At 69.7% G+C, this 19,854-nt stretch carries 21 protein-coding genes; 15 read left to right on the top strand and 6 right to left on the bottom strand.

Annotation, left to right across the window (positions count from 1 at the left end; all coding sequences use genetic code 11):
• Positions 1-2: 2 nt before the first annotated feature.
• Positions 3-443 carry a GNAT family N-acetyltransferase gene (locus ACFV9G_RS16075; protein WP_378728484.1) on the top strand — a complete coding sequence of 147 codons (441 nt, stop codon included), beginning with the start codon at positions 3-5 and terminating at the stop codon, positions 441-443.
• A gap of 62 nt (positions 444-505) precedes the next feature.
• Here ACFV9G_RS16075 and mmuM read toward each other — a convergent pair whose 3' ends face one another.
• Positions 506-1,369 carry a homocysteine S-methyltransferase gene (gene mmuM, locus ACFV9G_RS16070; protein WP_378728483.1) on the bottom strand — a complete coding sequence of 288 codons (864 nt, stop codon included), beginning with the start codon at positions 1,367-1,369 and terminating at the stop codon, positions 506-508.
• A gap of 138 nt (positions 1,370-1,507) precedes the next feature.
• On the opposite strand from mmuM, the gene dnaE reads away from it, so the two are divergent.
• The 3 genes from dnaE to ACFV9G_RS16055 all read left to right on the top strand — a co-directional run bounded on the left by dnaE (position 1,508) and on the right by ACFV9G_RS16055 (position 7,315).
• On the top strand, positions 1,508-5,092 hold the full coding sequence (gene dnaE / locus ACFV9G_RS16065; RefSeq protein WP_378728507.1) for a DNA polymerase III subunit alpha: 3,585 nt from the start codon (positions 1,508-1,510) through the stop codon (positions 5,090-5,092).
• Positions 5,077-5,706, top strand: coding sequence for a hypothetical protein (locus tag ACFV9G_RS16060; protein WP_378728482.1), 630 nt, complete (start codon positions 5,077-5,079; stop codon positions 5,704-5,706). The genes dnaE and ACFV9G_RS16060 overlap by 16 nt, the downstream gene beginning before the upstream one ends.
• An 88-nt stretch (positions 5,707-5,794) precedes the next feature.
• The gene (locus ACFV9G_RS16055) at positions 5,795-7,315 is read left to right on the top strand and encodes a hypothetical protein (RefSeq protein ID WP_378728481.1); all 1,521 of its coding nucleotides are present in this window, start codon (positions 5,795-5,797) and stop codon (positions 7,313-7,315) included.
• 46 nt (positions 7,316-7,361) lie between these two features.
• On the opposite strand, the gene ybaK is transcribed toward ACFV9G_RS16055, so the two are convergent.
• The 3 genes from ybaK to ACFV9G_RS16040 form a co-directional block, all read right to left on the bottom strand.
• Positions 7,362-7,862 carry a Cys-tRNA(Pro) deacylase gene (gene ybaK / locus ACFV9G_RS16050; RefSeq protein WP_378728480.1) on the bottom strand — a complete coding sequence of 167 codons (501 nt, stop codon included), beginning with the start codon at positions 7,860-7,862 and terminating at the stop codon, positions 7,362-7,364.
• The gene (locus tag ACFV9G_RS16045) at positions 7,862-8,506 is read right to left on the bottom strand and encodes an LON peptidase substrate-binding domain-containing protein (protein WP_378728479.1); all 645 of its coding nucleotides are present in this window, start codon (positions 8,504-8,506) and stop codon (positions 7,862-7,864) included. The genes ybaK and ACFV9G_RS16045 overlap by 1 nt, the downstream gene beginning before the upstream one ends.
• 99 nt (positions 8,507-8,605) lie before the next feature.
• On the bottom strand, positions 8,606-9,361 hold the full coding sequence (locus tag ACFV9G_RS16040) for a hypothetical protein (protein WP_378728478.1): 756 nt from the start codon (positions 9,359-9,361) through the stop codon (positions 8,606-8,608).
• Between the two features lie 136 nt (positions 9,362-9,497).
• On the opposite strand from ACFV9G_RS16040, the gene hisD reads away from it, so the two are divergent.
• The 11 genes from hisD (at position 9,498) to hisF (ending at position 17,392) form a co-directional block, all read left to right on the top strand.
• Positions 9,498-10,796 (top strand): histidinol dehydrogenase, encoded by a 1,299-nt coding sequence (hisD, locus tag ACFV9G_RS16035; RefSeq protein WP_378728477.1) that lies wholly within the window; start codon positions 9,498-9,500, stop codon positions 10,794-10,796.
• Positions 10,793-11,887 carry a histidinol-phosphate transaminase gene (locus ACFV9G_RS16030; protein WP_378728476.1) on the top strand — a complete coding sequence of 365 codons (1,095 nt, stop codon included), beginning with the start codon at positions 10,793-10,795 and terminating at the stop codon, positions 11,885-11,887. Before hisD ends, ACFV9G_RS16030 begins: the two co-directional genes overlap by 4 nt.
• Positions 11,884-12,495, top strand: coding sequence for an imidazoleglycerol-phosphate dehydratase HisB (hisB, locus tag ACFV9G_RS16025; protein ID WP_378728475.1), 612 nt, complete (start codon positions 11,884-11,886; stop codon positions 12,493-12,495). The genes ACFV9G_RS16030 and hisB overlap by 4 nt, the downstream gene beginning before the upstream one ends.
• On the top strand, positions 12,492-13,151 hold the full coding sequence (gene hisH, locus ACFV9G_RS16020; RefSeq protein ID WP_378728474.1) for an imidazole glycerol phosphate synthase subunit HisH: 660 nt from the start codon (positions 12,492-12,494) through the stop codon (positions 13,149-13,151). The genes hisB and hisH overlap by 4 nt, the downstream gene beginning before the upstream one ends.
• Positions 13,152-13,484, top strand: a complete 333-nt coding sequence (locus ACFV9G_RS16015; protein WP_378728473.1) for a hypothetical protein — start codon at positions 13,152-13,154, stop codon at positions 13,482-13,484. It begins immediately after the preceding gene.
• Positions 13,485-13,493: 9 nt separating this feature from the next.
• Positions 13,494-13,928 carry a DUF1801 domain-containing protein gene (locus ACFV9G_RS16010; protein ID WP_378728472.1) on the top strand — a complete coding sequence of 145 codons (435 nt, stop codon included), beginning with the start codon at positions 13,494-13,496 and terminating at the stop codon, positions 13,926-13,928.
• Positions 13,929-13,934: 6 nt separating this feature from the next.
• Positions 13,935-14,468: a DinB family protein gene (locus ACFV9G_RS16005; protein ID WP_378728471.1), complete on the top strand. Its 534-nt coding sequence runs from the start codon at positions 13,935-13,937 to the stop codon at positions 14,466-14,468.
• A gap of 15 nt (positions 14,469-14,483) precedes the next feature.
• Positions 14,484-14,954, top strand: a complete 471-nt coding sequence (locus ACFV9G_RS16000; RefSeq protein WP_378728470.1) for an SRPBCC family protein — start codon at positions 14,484-14,486, stop codon at positions 14,952-14,954.
• Positions 14,955-14,983: 29 nt separating this feature from the next.
• On the top strand, positions 14,984-15,703 hold the full coding sequence (locus ACFV9G_RS15995) for a VOC family protein (RefSeq protein WP_378728469.1): 720 nt from the start codon (positions 14,984-14,986) through the stop codon (positions 15,701-15,703).
• A gap of 181 nt (positions 15,704-15,884) precedes the next feature.
• A complete protein-coding gene (priA, locus tag ACFV9G_RS15990) occupies positions 15,885-16,634 on the top strand; it encodes a bifunctional 1-(5-phosphoribosyl)-5-((5-phosphoribosylamino)methylideneamino)imidazole-4-carboxamide isomerase/phosphoribosylanthranilate isomerase PriA (RefSeq protein ID WP_378728468.1) in 750 nt (249 codons plus the stop codon).
• Positions 16,631-17,392 (top strand): imidazole glycerol phosphate synthase subunit HisF, encoded by a 762-nt coding sequence (gene hisF / locus ACFV9G_RS15985; protein ID WP_378728467.1) that lies wholly within the window; start codon positions 16,631-16,633, stop codon positions 17,390-17,392. The genes priA and hisF overlap by 4 nt, the downstream gene beginning before the upstream one ends.
• 281 nt (positions 17,393-17,673) lie before the next feature.
• Here the strand turns inward: hisF and ACFV9G_RS15980 are convergent, their stop codons facing one another.
• Together ACFV9G_RS15980 and ACFV9G_RS15975 are read right to left on the bottom strand one after the other, a co-directional pair.
• Positions 17,674-19,101, bottom strand: coding sequence for a YncE family protein (locus tag ACFV9G_RS15980; RefSeq protein ID WP_378728466.1), 1,428 nt, complete (start codon positions 19,099-19,101; stop codon positions 17,674-17,676).
• Between the two features lie 93 nt (positions 19,102-19,194).
• Positions 19,195-19,818: a TIGR03085 family metal-binding protein gene (locus tag ACFV9G_RS15975; RefSeq protein ID WP_378728465.1), complete on the bottom strand. Its 624-nt coding sequence runs from the start codon at positions 19,816-19,818 to the stop codon at positions 19,195-19,197.
• Positions 19,819-19,854: the final 36 nt, after the last annotated feature.

The raw sequence follows: 19,854 nt of genomic DNA, 5'->3' as shown, positions 1-19,854 counted from the left end.
CCGTGCTCCGGCCCGCGGAGCGCGAGGACATCGACGAGATCGTCCGCACCTACGTCGAGGCCCGTGCGGCCGCGCCGATGCCGGCGCCGATCTACCCGGAGTCGGACATCCGGGAGTGGCTCGCGGTCAAGGTCCTGGCGCCTCAGAAGGGGTCGCAGGTCTGGGTCATGGAGGTCGCCGGCGTCGTCTCGGCCTTCGTCGCCTTCACCCCGACCTGGCTCGACGACCTCTTCGTCCACCCCCGAGCCCAGGGCACCGGCCTCGGCACGATGCTGCTCGATCTGGTGAAGTCGCTGACTCCCGACGGCTTCGGCCTCTGGGTCTTCGAGATGAACGCCCCCGCGCGGGCCTTCTACGCTCGCCACGGGCTGCGCGAGGTCGAGCGCACCGACGGCTCCGCCAACCAGGAGAAGACTCCCGACGTACGGATGGCCTGGCCCTAGCCGAGGCGTCACCCAGGTCGGCCGAGGCGTCACTCGCGTCGGTCGAGTGTGCAGGCTGATGCCTACTCGGCCGACCCATGTGACGCCTCGGCTGCCAGGAGGGCGATCTCGGTGGGGCCGACGCGGCAGCAGCCACCGACGTACGCGGCTCCGGAACGGACCCAGGAGAGGGCCTCGCCGGGGCGGAAGTGAGGGGTGCCGGTCCAGGCGCCGTCGGCGTAGACCTCCCCGGTGTTGGGGTAGACGACGGCGGGCTCGCCGGTGGCGGTGGCGAGCTGGATGGCGGCAGGGACGTCGGCCGGGTCGCAGCAGTTGACGCCGACCGCGACCACGGAGCGGATGCCCGCGGCCAGTGCCAGCGCGTCGGCCAGGGGCTGGTCGGCACGGGTGCGGGTGCCGGTGCAGGAGTAGGAGAACCACACCGGGAGGCCGATGTCATCGAGGAGGTCGACGAGCACCTCGGCCTCCTCGATGTCGGGGATGGTCTCGACCGCGATGAGGTCGGGGTCCTCGGTCTCGAGCAGCGCCAGCCGGGGCGCGTGGAAGTCACGCAGCGCGGCCGCGGAGACCCCGTATCGGCCGCGGTACTCGGACCCGTCGGCCAGATAGGCGCCGTACGGTCCGACCGAGGCGGCGACCAGGCGCCCGGGAGCCTCCTCGGCGACCTCGCGCGCGACGCGGACGCTGCGACGCAGGAGCTCGGTGGCGTACGTCTCGGTCATCCCGGCCTCCACGAAACCGGGCACGCTGGCCTGGTAGCTGGCGGTGGTGGCGACGTCGGCGCCGGCGGCGAAGTAGGCGCGGTGGACCGCGGCGATCTCCGTCGGCGACTCGTCGAGCAGCCGGGCCGTCCACAGGGCGCCGGAGACGTTGTGACCGCGGGCTTCCAGCGCGTTGGACAGGCCGCCGTCGAGGATCGTCACCACAACTCACGACTGTACGGCCAGCCGCCCGAAAAACTGTCGGTGGCGCCAGATAGTCTGTAGTCCTTCCCCCAGGTCGTCCGTTTGCGCGGGCTCCTGCGCCCGCTCCATCCGTTCGACCTCGAGGAGGGCTCCACGCCAATGGCGGCCGGCTCCAAGGACTCTTTCGTCCACCTGCACGTCCACACCGAATACTCGATGCTGGATGGTGCCTCGCTCCTCGATGGTCTCTTCAAGCGGACCAGCGAGCTCGAGATGCCGGCGATCGCGATGACCGACCACGGCAACATGCACGGGGCCTACGACTTCTGGAAGAAGGCGAAGGCCCACGACGTCAAGCCGATCATCGGGATCGAGGCCTACATCACGCCGAACACCCCGCGCGGCGAGCGCAAGCGGGTGCGGTGGGGCAAGGGCGATGCGGCGCAGGAGGGCGGCGACGACGTCTCGGGTGGTGGCGCCTACACCCACATGACGATGTGGGCCGAGTCCACCGAGGGGATGCACAACCTCTTCCGGCTCTCGAGCCGTTCCAGCCTGGAGGGCTACTACTTCAAGCCCCGGATGGACAAGGAGATCCTCGCCGAGCACTCCAAAGGGATCATCGTCTCCACCGGATGTCCGAGCGGCGCGATCCAGACCCGGCTGCGGCTGGGCCAGTGGGACGAGGCGCTCAAGGAGGCCGGTGAGCTGCAGGACATCTTCGGGAAGGACAACGTCTTCCTCGAGCTGATGGACCACGGCATCTCCATCGAGAAGCGGGTCCGGGACGACCTGCTCAAGCTCGGCAAGGCGATGAACATCGCACCCGTCGCGACCAACGACTCCCACTACAACAACCCCGAGGACGCCGGCGCCCACGAGGCGCTGCTGTGCGTGCAGTCGGGCAGCCGGATGAACGAGCCGCCCTACTCCAAGGGCGGCAAGCGGTTCGCGTTCGAGGGCAGCGGCTACTACATCAAGACCGCCGCCGAGATGCGCGAGCTGTGGGGCCGGCAGGACCTGATCGAGGCCTGCGACAACACCCTGCTGATCGCCGAGCGCTGCGACGTGCAGTTCACCGAGTCGACCGGTGGCTACATGGCGCTCGCCGACATCCCCGAGGGGGAGACCGAGGAGTCCTGGCTGCGCAAGGAGACCTGGCGCGGCATCGAGATCCGCTACCCCGGGGAGAAGACCACCCAGGAGGTCCGCGACCGCGTCGAGTTCGAGATCGACGTCATCCTGCAGAAGGGCTACCCGGGCTACTTCCTCGTGGTCGCCGACTTCATCCAGTGGTCGAAGAACAACGGCATCCGGATCGGCCCGGGTCGTGGTTCGGGTGCGGGGTCGATCGTGGCGTACGCGCTGAAGATCACCGACCTCGACCCGCTCGAGCACGGACTCTTCTTCGAGCGGTTCCTCAACCCCGAGCGTCCCTCGATGCCCGACTTCGACATCGACTTCGACGACCACCGCCGCGGCGAGACGATCAAGTACGTCACGGAGAAGTACGGCGCGGAGAAGGTCGCCCAGATCGCCACCTTCGGCCGGATCAAGGCCAAGCAGGCGATCAAGGACGCCGCCCGCATCCTCGACCACGGCTTCGCGATCGGCGACCGGATCACCAAGGCGCTGCCGCCCGACGTGATGGGCAAGGGGGTGCCGCTCAAGGAGCTGTTCAACCCCGACCACAAGCGCTACGGCGAGGGCGGCGACTTCCGTGCCCTGCACGACACCGACCCCGACGTCCGCAAGATCTACGAGACCGCGCTCGGTCTCGAGGGCCAGATCCGGCAGACCGGCATCCACGCCGCGGGCGTGATCATGGCCTCCGAGCCGATCATCGACGTCGTCCCGCTGATGGAGCCCAAGCAGGACGGCCAGGTCGTCACCCAGTTCGAGTACCCGACCTGCGAGTCGCTCGGCCTGGTCAAGATGGACTTCCTGGGCCTCTCCAACCTGCACACCCTCGAGGACGCGCTGGGCAACATCCGCGCCAACCGCGACATCGACCTGGTGCTCGAGGACGTCCCCTTCGACGACAAGCCGACCTATGAGCTGATGCAGCGCGGCGACACGCTCGGCGTCTTCCAGCTCGATGGTGGTGGCATGCGGGCGCTGCTGCGCTCGATGCTCCCCGACCGGTTCGCCGACATCACCGCGGTCTCCGCGCTCTACCGTCCGGGCCCGATGGGTGCCGACTCCCACAACAAGTACGCCCACCGCAAGAACGGCCGCGAGCCGATCGTGCCGATCCACCCCGAGCTCGAGAAGCCGCTCGCGGAGGTGCTGGGGGAGACGTACGGCCTGATCGTCTACCAGGAGCAGGTGATGTCGATCGCCCAGGTCCTGGCGGGGTTCTCGCTCGGACAGGCCGACAACCTGCGGCGCGCGATGGGCAAGAAGAAGAAGGCCGAGCTCGACAAGCAGTACGCCGGGTTCCAGGCCGGCATGCTCGAGCGCGGCTACTCCCAGAAGGCGATCGACACGATCTGGGAGATCCTGCTGCCGTTCTCCGACTACGCCTTCAACAAGTCGCACTCGGCGGCCTACGGCGTGGTCACCTACTGGACCGCCTACCTGAAGGCCAACTACCCGACGGAATACATGGCCGCGCTCTTGACCTCGGTCAAGAACGACAAGGACAAGATGGCGATCTACCTCAACGAGTGTCGCCGGATGAAGATCGCGGTGCTGCCGCCCGACGTCAACGAGTCCGCCCACGACTTCACCGCCGTCGGCACCGACATCCGCTTCGGCTTGACCGCCGTGCGCAACGTCGGCGCCCAGGTGGTCGACGGCATCGTCGAGGCCCGCACGTCCAAGAGCCGGTTCGAGGACTTCAACGACTATCTCTCCAAGGTGCCTGAGCGGGCCTGCAACAAGCGTGTGATCGAGTCGCTGATCAAGGCCGGTGCCTTCGATGACATGAAGCACCGCCGCCGCGCGCTGGTGGCGATCCACGAGACCGCGGTGGACCAGTACATCGACATCAAGCGCAACGAGGCGATCGGCCAGGACTCGCTCTTCGGCGGCCTCGACGAGGACGGCGGAGACGGCTTCGGCGTCTCGGTGGCCATCCCCGACATGGACGAGTGGGACAAGATGACCCTGCTCGGCCACGAGCGGGAGATGCTCGGCCTCTACGTCTCCGACCACCCGCTGATGGGCCTGGAGCACGTCTTGGCCAACGGCACCGACTGCACCATCGGACAGCTGATGACCGACGAGACGCGGCCCCACAACACCACCGTCACGGTCTCCGGGCTGGTCACGAACGTCAACCGGCGGATCACCAAGAAGGGCGACGCCTGGGCGACGGTGACCCTGGAGGACCTCGAGGGCTCGGTCGAGGTGCTGCTCTTCCCGTCGTCCTACCAGCTGGCCGCGCCGCACCTGGTCGAGGACTCGATCATCAGGGTCAAGGGCCAGCTCTCCCGCGACAAGGACCAGCCCGAGCTGCGCGGCCAGGAGGTCACCGTCCCCGACCTGACCGGTGGGCCGGGTGCCGCCGGCGGGCCGGTGGTGATCTCGCTGCCGTCGACGCGGTGCACGCCGCAGGTGATCGCGTCGCTGCGTGACGTACTGACCACCTATCCCGGAGTAGCCGAGGTCAGGCTACGGTTGATGACACGGGACGCGACCCGGGTCATGAAGCTCGACGACCGGCTGCGGGTGGCACCGACTCCCGAGCTGTTCGCCGACCTCAAACAACTCCTCGGACCAGGATGCCTGACAATCTGATCGTGCCGCCGCCGCCCAGCCTCTACGCGACCGGCCACCGCTCCGCCCGCCCCGACCTGTCCCGACCGGTGCTGGTCCAGGTGGCCTTCATCGTGGTCGCCTTCATCGTCGGAGGTCTCGCGGCAGGGCTGGCCGCGGCGACGCTGTGGACCCCGCCGACCGGGATGGTCCTCGAGGACAAGTGGTACCGGGGGCTCATCTCGATCGACCCGCCCGCCATCGGGCAGAACATCGACCAGGGCGTCTTCGCCGCGACCGCCTGGTTCTCGGTGTGCGCGATCGTGCTCGGCCTGCTGGTCGGCATCGCCGCCGCGGTCTGGCTCAACCGCTCCGAGCTGGTCACCCTCGGCGCGCTGATGGTCGGTGGTGCGATCGGTGGCGGTCTGATGCTGCTGGTCACCTCGCTGCTCTCGCCCGAGGACCCCAACCCTCTCGCCAAGGGCGCCGCCGACGGCACCGTCCTGCCGGACAGCTTCCAGCTGGCCTCGCCGTGGCTGGTCCTGCTCGTCCCGGGCTCGGCGATGCTGGCGCTGATGGTGATCTTCTTGATGTGGGCACCGCACCCTCGCGAGGACCACGAGCTCGACGGGCAGCAGGCCGCGACCGAAAGGTAATTGGGGCGGACAGCGGCCCCTGGTCGGCGTAGATTCATCAGGTTGGACGGTCGGCACGGTGCTGACCGACAGAACCTGAAAGTCACTGATGTCAGAAATCACTCCCGGTCAGAACCCGTCCGGACCGGAGGCGACAGAGATCCTCGACCTCGGCGGGGACTCTGCCGGAAGGAGCAGGAAGCCGCTGCTCATCGGCGCGGCAGCCGTCCTGGGTGTCGCGGCGCTGGCCACCGCCGGGACCCTCACCGCAGTCGCGCTGAGCAACGCCGGTGGGTCCCCGGCAGAGGCATTCCCCGCCTCGACCCTCGCTTACGCCGAGATCGACCTGACCGAGGCCAAGGACGCCCTGCCGACGCTGCGCAAGCTGCCGTCGATCAAGAAGGAGCTCGGCCTCGAGGAGGGCGAGGACCCGCGCGAGGCGCTGTTCGCCAACGCCTGTGACGACCTCGACTTCGCCAAGGACGTCGAGCCCTGGATCGGCTACAAGGCCGCCGTCGGCGCGGTCCCCGCGGACGCGGAGCCGGTGCTCGCGTTCGCCCTGCAGGTCACCGACGAGTCCGATGCCGAGGCCGGCCTTCCCAAGCTCGCCGGGTGTGGCGGTTCGGAGTCCGCATGGTCGGTCGGTGACGGGTGGGCGCTCATCGCGGAGACCGATGACGACCTCGCCGCGATCGAGAAGGCGGTGGCTGCCGGCACCCTGGCCGAGGACGCCGGCTTCAAGAAGTGGACCGGTGACATCGGCGGGACCGGTTTCATCACGGCGTACGCCGCCGAGGAGCTGCCGGACGCCATCGCCGAGGCCGCGGAGAACGGCGCGTTCGACAAGGCCGAGGGTGAGCTCGCCGGGAACGCGATGGGTGGGATCGCGCCGCTGCCCGACCCGGCCGCCCTGGCCGAGACGATCCGGTCGGCGATGAAGGACTTCGGCGGTGCGGCCTTCACCGTGCGCGCCGAGGAGAACGCCTTCGAGCTCGAGGCCGCCTCGTCGATGGGCGAGCAGGCCGAGTCCGTGGAGGCCGGCACCATCGCCGGTACGCTGCCGAAGGACACCACCGCTGTGATCGCGGCCAACCCGGCCGACGGCTGGCTGACGACCGGCTTGGCCGGAAGCGGCGCGGACGACCAGCTCGACCAGATGCTCGGCATGGCGCCCGGTGATCTCGAGAAGCTCCTCGGTGACAGCTTCGCGATCGCGGCCGGCGAGATCGACCTGAGCGCTCCGGACTCCTTGGAGATCGGCATCAAGCTCGATGGTGCCGACCCGGCCGATGTCGAGAAGTTCGTCGACGACCTCACCTCGGGCTTCGGCACCGCGGGCATCGTCAGCGTCGACAGCGAGGGCGAGGTGACATCCGTCGGGATCGGTGATTACGGCAAGGACCTGCTCGCCGACGGTGGCCTGGCAGAGACCGACAAGTTCAAGGACGCGGTCCCCAACGCCGAGGACGCCTCCGCGGTGGTCTACGTCGACTTCGACGGTCTGGACGAGCTGGTGACGGCCGAGGCTCCCGAGGTCGCCGACGACATCGAGGCGCTCGGCCAGCTCGGCTTCAGCGCCTACGTGGATGGCGACACCTCGCGAGCCCTGGCTCGCATCACCGTCGACTGACCTGCCGAGCCGAGTCGGCGCGTCATGACGAGCCGACTCGGCGGGGTCATCTGGCGATGGGGGCGGCGGTGGCGTACGTGATCTTGATCAGGTCGGCGGGGGAGAGCTCGATGTCCAAGCCGCGTCGCCCGCCGGAGACGTAGACCGAGTCGTACGCCGTCGCGGACTCGTCGACCACGGTCGGGTGGGGACGCTTCTGGCCGACGGGTGAGATCCCGCCGGCGACGTAGCCGGTCGCACGCTCGGCCGCGCTCACCTCGGCCATCTGCGCCTTCGAGCCACCCAGCGCGCGGGCGAGTGCCTTGAGGTCGAGCTGGCCGGTGACGGGGACGATGCCGACGACGAGCTTGCCGTCGAGGGAGGCCATCAGCGTCTTGAAGACCCGTTTCGGCTCGACGCCGAGGGCCTCGGCAGCCTCGAGGCCGTAGGACTCGGCGCGCGGGTCGTGCTCGTAGGGGTGCAGGGTGTAGTCGATGCCGGCCTGGGTGAGCGCGACGGTCGCCGGCGTGCCCCCACCGGCCCGCTTCCCGGCCTGCTTCTTGGCCATCAGTTGGGGGACCACTTGGTGCGGGCGACCTCGGTCGCCGGCAGCGAGGGGATGACGTTCATCGCCTTGAGCTCGGAGCGGAGCAGGTCGGTGACCATGCCGAGGCGTACGCCGGCGTCGGGTGCCTCCAGGAGCGACTGCCGGTCGGGCATGGGCAGGGGCGTGGTGGCCGAGATGGTCCAGGAGAGGAACTCCGGGTCCTTCGGGAGCGAGCCGGAGAACGGGTCGTCGCGGAACTCCAGCAGCGCTGCCCGGTAGGCGGTGAAGGTCGCGCGTGCGGTGTCGACGATGGCGTTCGGGACCGAGACGTGGTCCTCGGGAAGGTCCTCGACATCGGCGACGGGGAAGTCGCCCGAGCTGACCAGGCTGTCCATCCGGATCCGGTCGACCGCGAGCACCTCGAGGTCGAAGGAGCCGTCGTCGTGCCGCTCCACCTCGGTGATCAGCAGCTTCACCCCGACGCGGTAGAGCGACTGGGCGCCGGTCTCACCGACCTCGTAGCCCTCGCGGATCGCGACGGAGCCGAAGTGGCGGTCCTCCTCTTCCTGGCGGAGCAGGTGGTGCACCATCGCGCGGTAGCGGTCCTCGAAGACGCGCAGCGGAAGCGTCACGCCGGGAAACAGGACCGCGTTGAGCGGGAACATGGGTAATCGCTGGCGCTCGTTCACGGGCACCAACCTAGGGGGGTCGCGGGCGTGTGCGCCCACGAACCCCCGTGTTGTTTCAGTTGCCGACCCGAGCGGTCAGTCGTCATAGACCGCCCGGTCGATCTTGGTGTGGTAGCGCTGACCGCTGGCGGCGCCGAGGACTGCCCCGACGAGCATCACGACCAGGAGGGCGATGCCGGTGATCAGTGCGCCCCAGCTGAGCTGGTCGGTGCTCAGCCCCACGCTGGGCAGGTCGACCTGCCGCATGATGTCGTAGCTGGCGCCGAACAGCGTGCCGGCGACGGCAGCGATGATCATCACCACGATCGCCACGATCCACACGCCCAGACCCTGTCGGCGGGCATCGAAGCGGGACATCCGAGCGGCGACGTACCCGCCGGCGTAGTAACCGACGAACATCACCACGGCAAGCGTGATGGCCGCCGCGATACCGACCGAGCCCGACATCTCCTGCAGGTCCGTCTGGGTCCAGTTCTGGTTGGCGCCGACCGCCGAGGCGACGGCGCTGATGGTCGCTCCGAGAAGGACCGTGACTCCGACCGCTACCAGCCAGCCGAAGAAGCAGGCGCCCCAGTTCATGCCTCCGTAGGTGTCGTGGAGAGCGGCACGTCGGCCCTCTTGGGCGTGGCGGTGGTGCTCGACGGCGTCTCCTGCGCGCAGGTGGCCGGCCTCGCCCTCGGCGTTGTGCGGGCGCTCGACGCGGTCATCGTGGCCGACGACCGCCGGACCACCCGGGTGGTAGTCGCGGGTCGTGGCGTGGTTCTCGTCGACGCCGGGCTGGTTCTCGTCTGCTTGCTGGTGTTGTCGGTGGAACGGTCGTGTCAGTGCCATGACGATCCTCCTTTGGTGGGTCAGATGTCCGAGTACCCGGATCGGGGCGCCGTATGCGTCTCCGCCGCGTGTCGCGCAGCGTCCACGTGGCGTCGGCAGATCGGCTCCGGAGGCTGCCCACTCGTAGACTTGAGGCATGATCCGCCGCATCGACCTCAGGGGCGCCGACCCCACTGTTGACTACCGCGCTGCCGTGCCGCGCGCCGAGTTCGACATCGAGGCCGCCACGCATGCGGTGCAGCCGATCATCGACGCCGTCCGCGAGCGTGGCCAGGAGGCGATCGCGGAGTTCTCCGAGAAGTTCGACGGCGTGCGTGTCGACGACATCCGGGTCCCGGAAGCGGCGCTGACCAAGGCCCTCGACGAGCTGAACCCGGCGATCCGGGCCGGGCTCGAGGAGTCGATCGCGCGGCTGCGTACGACCTGTGCCGCCGAGCTCGAGCAGGACGCGGTCACCGACCTGGCGCCCGGCGCGCGGGTGACGCACCGCAAGGTGCCGGTGGGGCGCGTGGGGCTCTACGTGCCCGGTGGTCTGGCTCCGCTGGTCTCCTCGGTGCTGATGAACGTCGTCCCGGCCCAGGTGGCCGGGGTGCCTTCGATCGCGCTGGCCTCGCCGCCGCAGAAAGAGTTCGGCGGGCTGCCGCAGCCGACCATCCTGGCCGCGTGCGCGCTGCTCGGCGTCGAGGAGGTCTATGCCGTCGGTGGTGCCCAGGCGATCGCGATGTTCGCCTACGGGGTCGACCCGTGCGAGCGCGTCGACATGGTCACCGGTCCCGGCAACATCTACGTGGTCACCGCCAAGCGCCTGCTCAAGGGCCAGGTCGGGATCGACTCGGAGGCCGGCCCGACCGAGATCGCGATCCTCGCCGACGAGACGGCCGAGGCCGCCTACGTCGCCGCCGACCTGATCTCCCAGGCCGAGCACGACCCGCTCGCGGCCTCGGTGCTGGTCACCGACTCCGAGACGCTCGCCGCCGACGTGGAGGCCGAGCTCGACAAGCAGGTCGCCGCGACCAAGCACGTCGAGCGGATCCGTACGTCACTGACCGGTGCGCAGTCGGGCATCGTGCTCGTCGACGACATCGACCAGGGCGTCGAGGTCGTGAACGCGTACGCGGCCGAGCACCTCGAGATCCACACCGCCGATGCCGCACGGGTCGCCGGCCGGATCCGCAACGCCGGCGCGATCTTCGTCGGCTCCTACGCTCCGGTGTCGCTGGGTGACTACTGCGCCGGGTCCAACCACGTGCTGCCCACCGGCGGCTGCGCCTGCCACTCCTCGGGTCTCTCGGTGCGCGCCTTCACCAAGTCGATCCACGTCGTCGACTACTCCCGCGAGGGGCTGGCGGCGGTCAAGGACCACGTGGTCACCCTCGCCGAGGCCGAGGACCTGCCGGGCCACGGCGCTGCCGTGTCGGTGAGGTTCTCCTCATGAGCTGGCCGCCGATCCGTGCCGAGCTCGCCGGGATCGAGCCCTACGGCGCGCCGCAGCTGGACGTCCCGGTCCAGCTCAACGTCAACGAGAACCCCTACCAGCCCTCCGCCGAGACGATCGCCGACATCGCGGCCAGCGTCGGCCAGGCGGCGCGCACGCTCAACCGCTATCCCGACCGCGAGTTCGTCACGCTGCGGGAGGGGCTGGCTGCGTACCTCTCCTCGGATGTGGAGGCGCAGATCACGCCGGAGCAGGTGTGGGCGGCCAACGGGTCCAACGAGGTGATGCTGCAGCTGCTGCAGGCCTTCGGTGGCCCGGGGCGCACCGCGATCAGCTTCGCGCCGACGTACTCGATGTATCCGGAGTACGCCCGCGACACCAACACCGAGTGGCTGGTGGGCCACCGCGAGCAGGACTTCGCGATCGACCTCGACAAGGCGCGGGCGCTGGTCGAGGAGACCCGGCCGCACGTCGTACTCCTGCCGAGCCCCAACAACCCGACCGGCACCGCGCTGCCGCTGGAGGCGGTCGCGGTGCTGTGCGAGGCGGTCGGCGACGGCGGGATCGTCGTGGTCGACGAGGCCTACGGCGAGTTCCGGCGGACCGGGGTGCCCTCGGCGCTGGAGCTGCTCTCCGAGCACCGCAACCTGGTGGTCACCCGCACGATGTCGAAGGCGTTCGCCGGAGCCGGGCTGCGGCTCGGCTACCTGGCCGCCGACCCGGCGATCTGTGACGCGATCCGCGTCGTACGCCTGCCCTACCACCTCTCCGCGGTGACCCAGGCGGCGGCGAGCGCGGCCCTGCGGCACGCGCCGGAGCTGCTCGGCTATGTGGCCTCGCTTCGCCGGGAGCGGGACTCCCTGGTCACCTGGCTGCGCGGAGCGGGCCTCGAGGTGGCCGACTCGGACGCCAACTTCGTGCTCTTCGGCCGTTACGCCGACCGGCACGCCGTCTGGCAGGGACTGCTCGACCACGGCGTGCTGATCCGCGAGACCGGGCCAGACGGATGGCTGCGGGTCTCGGTCGGGACCCCCGAGGAGATGGCCGCCTTCAAGCAAGCGTTGACCGATGTGAATGGAGAACGAGCATGACCGCACGCACCGCGCGGATCGAGCGGGAGACCTCGGAGTCGAAGGTCGTCGTCGAGGTGGACCTCGACGGCACCGGACGGGTGGACGTCGCGACCGGCGTCGGGTTCTACGACCACATGCTGACCGCGTTCGGACGGCACTCTCTGGTCGACCTGACCGTGCACTCCGAGGGCGATGTGCACATCGACGCCCACCACACCGTCGAGGACACCGCGATCGTGCTCGGCCAGGCGCTGCGCGAGGCGCTGGGGGACAAGAAGGGGATCCGCCGCTACGGCGACGCGACCGTCCCGCTCGACGAGGCCCTGGTGCGGTGCGTCGTGGACGTCTCCGGGCGGCCCTACTCGGTCCACACCGGCGAGCCGGAGGGCCAGCAGTACGTGCTGCTCGGCGGCTCCGGGGTGCCCTACCTCGGCTCTCTGACCCAGCACGTCTTCGACTCCATCGCTCACCACGCCCACCTGACGATGCACGTCAACGTGCTCGCCGGGCGCGAGCCGCACCACATCGTGGAGACCCAGTTCAAGGCGTTCGCGCGGGCCTTCCGCGACGCGATCGCCTACGACCCGCGCGAGACCGGGATCCCGTCGACGAAGGGCGCCCTGTGAGTGTTCCAACCGTCGTCGTCCTCGACTACGGCTCCGGGAACGTACGCTCCGCCGTCCGCGCCGTCGAGCGCGCCGGTGCCTCGGTCTCGCTGACGGGGGATCTCGACGAGGCGATGGCTGCCGACGGGCTGCTGGTGCCCGGCGTGGGCGCGTTCGAGGCCTGCATGAAGGGCCTGCGGGCGATCCGCGGCGAGCGGATCATCGCCCGGCGGCTCGCCGGCGGTCGTCCGGTCATGGGGATCTGCGTCGGCATGCAGATCCTCTTCGAGACCGGCATCGAGCACGGTGTCACCACCGAGGGGTGCGGTGAGTGGCCCGGTGTCGTCGAGCGACTCCAGGCACCGATCGTGCCGCACATGGGCTGGAACACGCTCGACGTCCCGGCGGGCTCGTCGCTGTTCGCGGGTGTGGAGAAGGAGCGGTTCTACTTCGTGCACTCCTACGGCGTGCGCGACTGGACCCTGGTCACCAACGACCGCACGGTCGCGCCGCTGGTCACCTGGGCCGAGACTGGGCCTGATTCCGGGGCTGGCGACCGGTTCGTGGCCGCCGTCGAGAACGGCCCGCTGAGCGCCACGCAGTTCCACCCGGAGAAGTCCGGCGATGCCGGTGCCGCGGTCCTGCGCAACTGGGTGCTCTCCTTGAAGGCGGCGTAGGTGGCCCAGACCGGAGCCCGGGCGAAGGCCCGTGCCGAGCGCGAGCGGCTGGCGGCTGTAGCCGCCGAGGAGCGGGCCGCCCGGGATGCCAGGTCCGCCGAGCGCCGTGCGCGGCGTGAGCGGTTGGCCAGGTGGGTTCCGGCTCGCCGGCCCCGGCCGGCCAGTGCGCTCGCGGAGCGCCGGCGGCGCAACGTACGGATCCTGGTCGTCGTCCTCCTTCTCCTCAACGCGCTCGTCTATCTGGTCACCGAGGACGTCGGCACGGTCGTCTTCGCGGCCATCGCATCGGTGATGGTCGCGCCGGTGGTCTACACCCTGCTGTTCCGCCGCTAGGGTGGCCAGATGGCAGCCAAGACGACCTGGACCGACGCCGATCCGGTGGGTTTCATCGAGGTCGTCTCGCCGGAGAAGCGTCGCCTGGACGCGGTTGCGCTGCTGGAGCTGATGCGACGCGTCACCGGCGCGGAGCCGCGGATGTTCGGCACCGCGATCGTGGGCTTTGGTGAATACCACTACAAGTACGCCAGCGGCACCGAGGGCGATGCCCCGGCCGCCGGGTTCTCGCCGCGCAAGGCCGCCTCCGTGGTCTACCTCAACGACGGGATCTCGGCCCACGAGGACCTCCTCGCCCGCCTCGGCCCACACACCCACGGCGTCGGCTGCCTCTATCTCAAGGATGTCGCTGCGGTCGATCTGGGTGTCCTCGAGGAGATCGTCCGACGCTCGTACGCCACCCTGACCGCCGGCACCTACGGCAACCGTGCCGCGGAAGGATGAGCGCCGGTGATCGACGACTTCGCGAAGTCTCACCTGCACGACAAGCTCCGCGGCGTCCGGGAGGCACTGGTGTGGAAGCTCGAGGGGCTCTCGGACGATGACGTCCGCCGTCCGATGACCCCGACCGGCACCAACCTGCTCGGGCTGGTCAAGCACAACGCCCTCTCGGATGCCCGCTACTTCGGCGAGGTCTTCGGCCGTACGCCGCCGGTCGACCTCCCGCCGTGGGACGCTGCCGGTTGGTGGGACGCCACCCACTGGGCGAGCGAGCACGAGAGCCGGAGCGATGTTCTCGACCTCGCCGACCGCGTCTGGTCCCACGTCGACGCCACCATCGAGGCGCTCCCGATCGACGCCCCCGGCTTTGTGCCGTGGTGGGACGAGGAGGTCATGCTCTTCAATGTCATGGCCGCCCGCCTCTGCGACGCCACCCGTCACGCCGGCCACGCCGACATCCTTCGCGAGAGCATCGACGGCTCGGTCGGCGTCAACCCCGAGCGTGCTCGAGCACCGAAGTCGTCCTCCGACTCGTCGCCGTAGGCGTACTGTCGTGACATGACCGACTACGAGGTCTCCAGGTCCGCGGTGCTGCCGGGCGACATCGGGCGCGTCCACGCGCTGCTCAGCGACTTCCACGAGTGGCCGGCCTGGTCGCCGTGGGAGGAGCTCGATCCGGACATGACGCGCACCTACTCGGGCGCGGACTCCGGCGTCGGCGCGCGTTATGCCTGGTCGGGCAACAAGCGCGCGGGGGCCGGATCGATGGAGATCACCGAGTCGAGTCCCGACCACGTCGAGGTCGCGCTGGCGTTTCTCAAACCGTTCAAGAGCCAGAGCACGATCAGCTTCGACCTGACCACTGTCGCCGACGGTACGCAGCTGCGCTGGACCCACAACGGCTCGGTCGGCGGCGTCATGGCGCTGATGACCAAGTTCTACTCGATGGAGAAGGCGATCGGGCCCGATATGGAGAAGGGGCTGGCCAAGCTGGCGACCGTGGCCGCGGGCCCGAATCCGATTGCCTAGGAAGCCCGGCGCGACCTAGGTTGCCGGGCATGACACCTCGGCGGTTCGGGATCTGCATCGATGCCAACGACCCGGAGCGGGTCGCGGTGTTCTGGGCGGCGGTGCTCGGCCGGGAGATCGAGACCGTCGGCGAGGAGATGCGGCTGCGGCCACGGACGGACGACGACCTCCGGATCCGGTTCCTGCCCACGGACGCGCCGAAGACGCTGGAGAACCCGCACCATCTCCACCTGACCAGCACGCTGCCGGAGGACCAGCAGCGGACCGTCGACCGACTGATCGGCCTCGGCGCCACCCACCTCGACGTCGGTCAGCTGCCGGAGGAGGACCACATCGTGCTCGGTGACCCGGAGGGCAACGAGCTGTGCGTGATCCCGGCCGGCAACAGCTGGCTCGCGGGGACCGGGTTCCTCGGCGAGGTCGCCGCGGACGGGTCGCGGGAGAACGGCGCGTTCTGGAGCGCGGCGCTCGGCTGGCCGCTGGTCTGGGACCAGGACGGCGAGACCGCGGTCGCGACCCCGTCGGGCAGCGCCAAGGTCGCCTGGGGCGGGCCGCCGCCGGTGCCGCGCGGCCCGCGGGACCGGTTCCGCTTCGACCTGATCGCGCCCGAGGACACCGGTCCCGCCGCCGAGATCCGACGCCTCCGCGAGCTCGGTGCGGCGGTGGTCGAGGAGACGTACGGTGGCGGGCGCTGGGCGCGGATGCTGGACCCGGACGCGTACGAGTTCGAGGTGCTGGCGCCTCGCTGAGGGTGTTCCTCCAGCAAGGCGGTGTCCTGAGCTTGTCGAAGGGTATGCAGCCGAAGTGCCGCTTCCCGTGCGGAGTTCCGCGAGGGATGTGTTCCTTCGCCTGCATACCGTGACGGAGGAACCGTCTCGCAGCACGACGGCGGGGCAGGGGCGGCGGCGTACAGAACATAGGATCGTCCCCATGGGTGACTACCTCGAGCTCCTGCCGGCCGTCGACGTGAAGGGCGGACAGGCGGTGCAGCTGGTCCAGGGCGTGGACGGGTCGGAGAAGCGGTTCGGAGATCCGTTCGAGGCCGCGCTGCGGTGGCAGGAGACCGGCGCCGAGTGGATCCATCTGGTCGACCTCGACGCGGCGTTCGGCCACGGCAACAACCGAGAGATCCTCGCCGGGATCGTCGGCAAGCTCGACATCAAGGTCGAGATGAGTGGCGGAATCCGTGACGACGAGTCCCTCGCGGCTGCGATGGCGACCGGCTGCCGCCGCGTCAACATCGGCACCGCCGCGCTGGAGAACCCGGAGTGGACCCGCGCCGCGATCGCTGAATACGGCGACCGGGTAGCGGTGGGTCTGGACGTACGCGGCACCACGCTCGCCGCCCGCGGCTGGACGCGCGACGGAGGAGACCTCTTCGAGACCCTCACCCGGCTCGATTCCGAGGGCTGCGCGCGCTACGTCGTCACCGACGTCAACAAGGACGGCATGCTCCAAGGCCCCAACCTCGACCTGCTGCGTACGGTCTGCGAGGCGACCGACCGACCGGTCGTGGCGAGCGGCGGAGTGACCACGATCGACGACATCGAGGCGCTGATGGGCCTGGTGGAGATCGGCGTCGAGGGTGCGATCGCCGGCACCGCGCTCTACACCGGCTCCCTGGACCTCGCCGAGGCGCTCGACCTCACCCTCGGCCGGCCGCGTGGGGACCAGTCATGACGTTGGCCGTACGCGTCATCCCCTGCCTCGACGTCGACGCCGGTCGCGTCGTCAAGGGGATCAACTTCAAGGAACTGCGCGACGCCGGCGACCCGGTGGAGCTGGCCGCGACGTACGACAAGGAAGGTGCCGACGAGCTCACCTTCCTCGACATCTCCGCCTCCCACGAGGGGCGGGCGACGACGCTGGAGATCGTGACCCGCACCGCCGAGCAGGTCTTCATCCCGCTCACGGTCGGCGGCGGCATCCGCAGCGTCGACGACGTCGACCGGATGCTCCGTGCCGGCGCGGACAAGATCGCCGTCAACACCGCGGCCATCGTCCGCCCCGAGCTGATCGCCGAGATCGCCGACCGGTTCGGCAACCAGGTGCTGGTGCTCTCCGTCGATGCCCGTCGGGCGCCCGGGACGGACTCCGGCTTCGAGGTCACCACGCATGGCGGTCGTCAGTCCGCTGGTATCGACGCGATCGAATGGGCCGCGAAGGCCGTCGAGCTCGGCGCCGGCGAGATCCTGCTCAACGCCATGGACGCCGACGGCACCGAGGACGGCTTCGACATCGACCTGATCAAGGCCGTACGCAGCGAGGTCACCGTCCCGGTCATCGCCTCCGGTGGCGCCGGCAAGGCCGAGCACTTCCCACCCGCGGTCGAGGCCGGTGCGGACGCTGTCCTGGCGGCCACCATCTTCCACTTCGGCAAGGTGCGGATCGGCGAGGTCAAGCAGGCCCTCTCCGGCGCGGGGGCGGCTGTTCGCTGAGGGCGGAGGCGCATTTTCCCGCTATGGCGGGAAAATGTCCTGCTCGCTGGGCGGGTAGTCCCGCAGAATCCCGCCATGGCGGGGACCTGCTCGTCCTCGAGAGGCTATCCCGGCGCGCTATCGCACACCTGGGTCGTCCGCGCCGCCATCGCACCGCTGGTCGGCCGGGACGCGCCGGCTCGGCGCACATTCCCGCCATGGCGGGAAAATGGCGCGCCCCGCCGCAGACCCGCCGCGCAGATCCCCGCCATGGCGGGAATCTGCGCCGCAGCGCGAACGCCCTAGCCCAGCAGCGAGCCCGGGATCTGCCCGTGGCGTACGCGCTGGGGGTGGTTGCCTACGTCGAGATAGGCGAGCTCCTCGCCGGTGCGGAAGTCGATCACGGCGACCGCGTCGGCGTCCGACAGCGACGCCCAGCAGGTGTTGCCGAGGCCTTCGGTGGTCCAGTAGGGCTTGCCGTAGTAGTGGCCGGTGGTCTCCTCGTCGAGGATGGTGTGCTCGCCGCTGGAGCGGTCGACCATCGCGACATAGTCGTCCATCGTGCCCGCTGCGCACAGCGTCTCGCCCTTGGCATCGATCGAGAGACCGTGGTGGGCGGAGTCGTTGACGTAGAGCTCGCGGGGCAGCTGGGTGTGCTTGGGGAGCTGGATGACGCGGGTGACGGCGCCGGTGCGGGGCTCCTCGACAGAGCCGGTGGAGTAGCCGACCTTCCCGTCGATGTCGGCGGCCTGGGTGTCGAACTCGACGATGCCGTGCAGGAACGACATCTGGAAGTAGATGAACCGCTCGCCGGGCGCGACCGCCATCGGGCGTACGGCTGAGGAGATCGAGGGGTAGCCGGCCTCCTCCAGCTCCTTGCCCATCTCCCAGCGCTGGGAGACGTCGAAGCTGGACTCCTCGACGATCTCGAACCAGCGGTCGCCCTTGATCGCGTCGTGGATCGGGCCGATCTTGATCGGCGGGAGCAGGTCGGTGCCGGGGATGGTGCCGAGGCCGAGCTGGTCGAGGTTGAGCAGCGGCAGCGAGTCGAGGGAGATCTCCTTCTGGTCGCCGGGCAGGTAGACGCGGCCGATGGAGGCGTGGAAGATGCGCGAGCCGTCCTCGGAATAGTTGTTCTCGTCGGGCGTCTCGCCCGACTCGAACGTACGCAGCCGCTCACCCGTCCGCGGGTCGCCCGCCCCGCCCATCCAGTACTCGTGCACCGATCGCGAGGTCGAGTCCGAGACCAGCAGCTTGGTGCCGTCGGGGGAGAGGCCCATGTGGTCGGTGCGATGGCCGTCCATCTGCTGCTCGACCACGACGGAGTCGGGCGAGCCCGCGAGCGCCTTCGCGATGTCGATCCAGACCACGTCCGCGAGGCTGGGCCGCGAGACCGCCAGCAGCTTGCCGTCCCGGGTGGTGAACATGTCGTCCACGAGCTGGTCGTTGCCCTCGCCGGGGCCGTAGCGGACCAGGTAGTACATCGCCAGGCGCTCGGGGTCCTGGTGGATCTCGGCGATCTCCTGCTTCTTGTCCGGCACCAGGTCGATGTCCTTGCGCAGCACCTCGAGGCTGCGAGCGTCGACGATCGAGGCCGTCCCGTCCCAGTTGTTGCCGACGACCATCACGTCCTGCAGTTCCGGGGTCGCGCTCGCGCTGATCGCTGGAGCGGCTGCGGTGAGCGAGAAGACGAAGAACAGGGCGACCGTGACTGCTGCCGCACGACGCATCGCGGGACCTCCTGGGGGATTCGGTTATCTGAGACACAACGTCTCGGAGTGTGGGAGGTTACGGGCGGTACGTGGTGGGGTGGGTCGGCGTCGTCAGAAGCCGAGGCTCGCGTTCTCCAACAGCGTGATCCGCTCGGCCGGCCCGTCGAAGGACAGCCCCTGCACCTCGTGACGCCCGAAGCAGAAGAGCAGGAGCTCGCTGACGGGGCCGGTGATGGTGACGGGCTCCTCGCCGGCCCGGAGGGTGGCGGTGTCGGTGCCGTTGCTGACCACGAGCGGGGTGCCCGCGGAGCGGACCAGGCCCTTGCCGAGCAGCTTCAGGGTGCGCCAGAGCTCGCGTTCGGCAGCGGCGGGGAGCGTACGCGGTGCCCAGCCCGGCTGGGCGCGGCGGAGGTCCTCGTGGTGGACGAAGAACTCCACGGTGTTGACCGCCTTGTCGATCGGCCCGAGCGCGAACGGGGTGCCCTTCGGGTCGCGGAGGCGGTCGGCGAGAGCCTCGAGCGGCTGGGCGGCGTACGCGGCCTCCGCCTTCCTCAGCACGGGCGCGAGCGGCGTCCAGAGGTTGCCCGCCGCCGCCCATGGGCGGCGTTCGCGGACGAGCAGGTGCACCAGCAGGTCCTTGACCTGCCAGCCTTCGCAGAGCGTGGGGGCCGTCGGCCCGAGAGAGACGGCGGTGTCGCACAGGGCGATGCGCTCGGAGCGCGCGAAGGAAGCCACGGCCTGCACTCTATCGAGCCGGTGCCACGTCGAGGG

The organism is Nocardioides sp. NPDC059952, from assembly GCF_042730435.1.
Lineage (GTDB): Bacteria > Actinomycetota > Actinomycetes > Propionibacteriales > Nocardioidaceae > Nocardioides.
The sequence above is the reverse complement of the archived record's forward strand: the minus strand, read 5'-3'. Positions and strand labels throughout refer to the sequence as shown.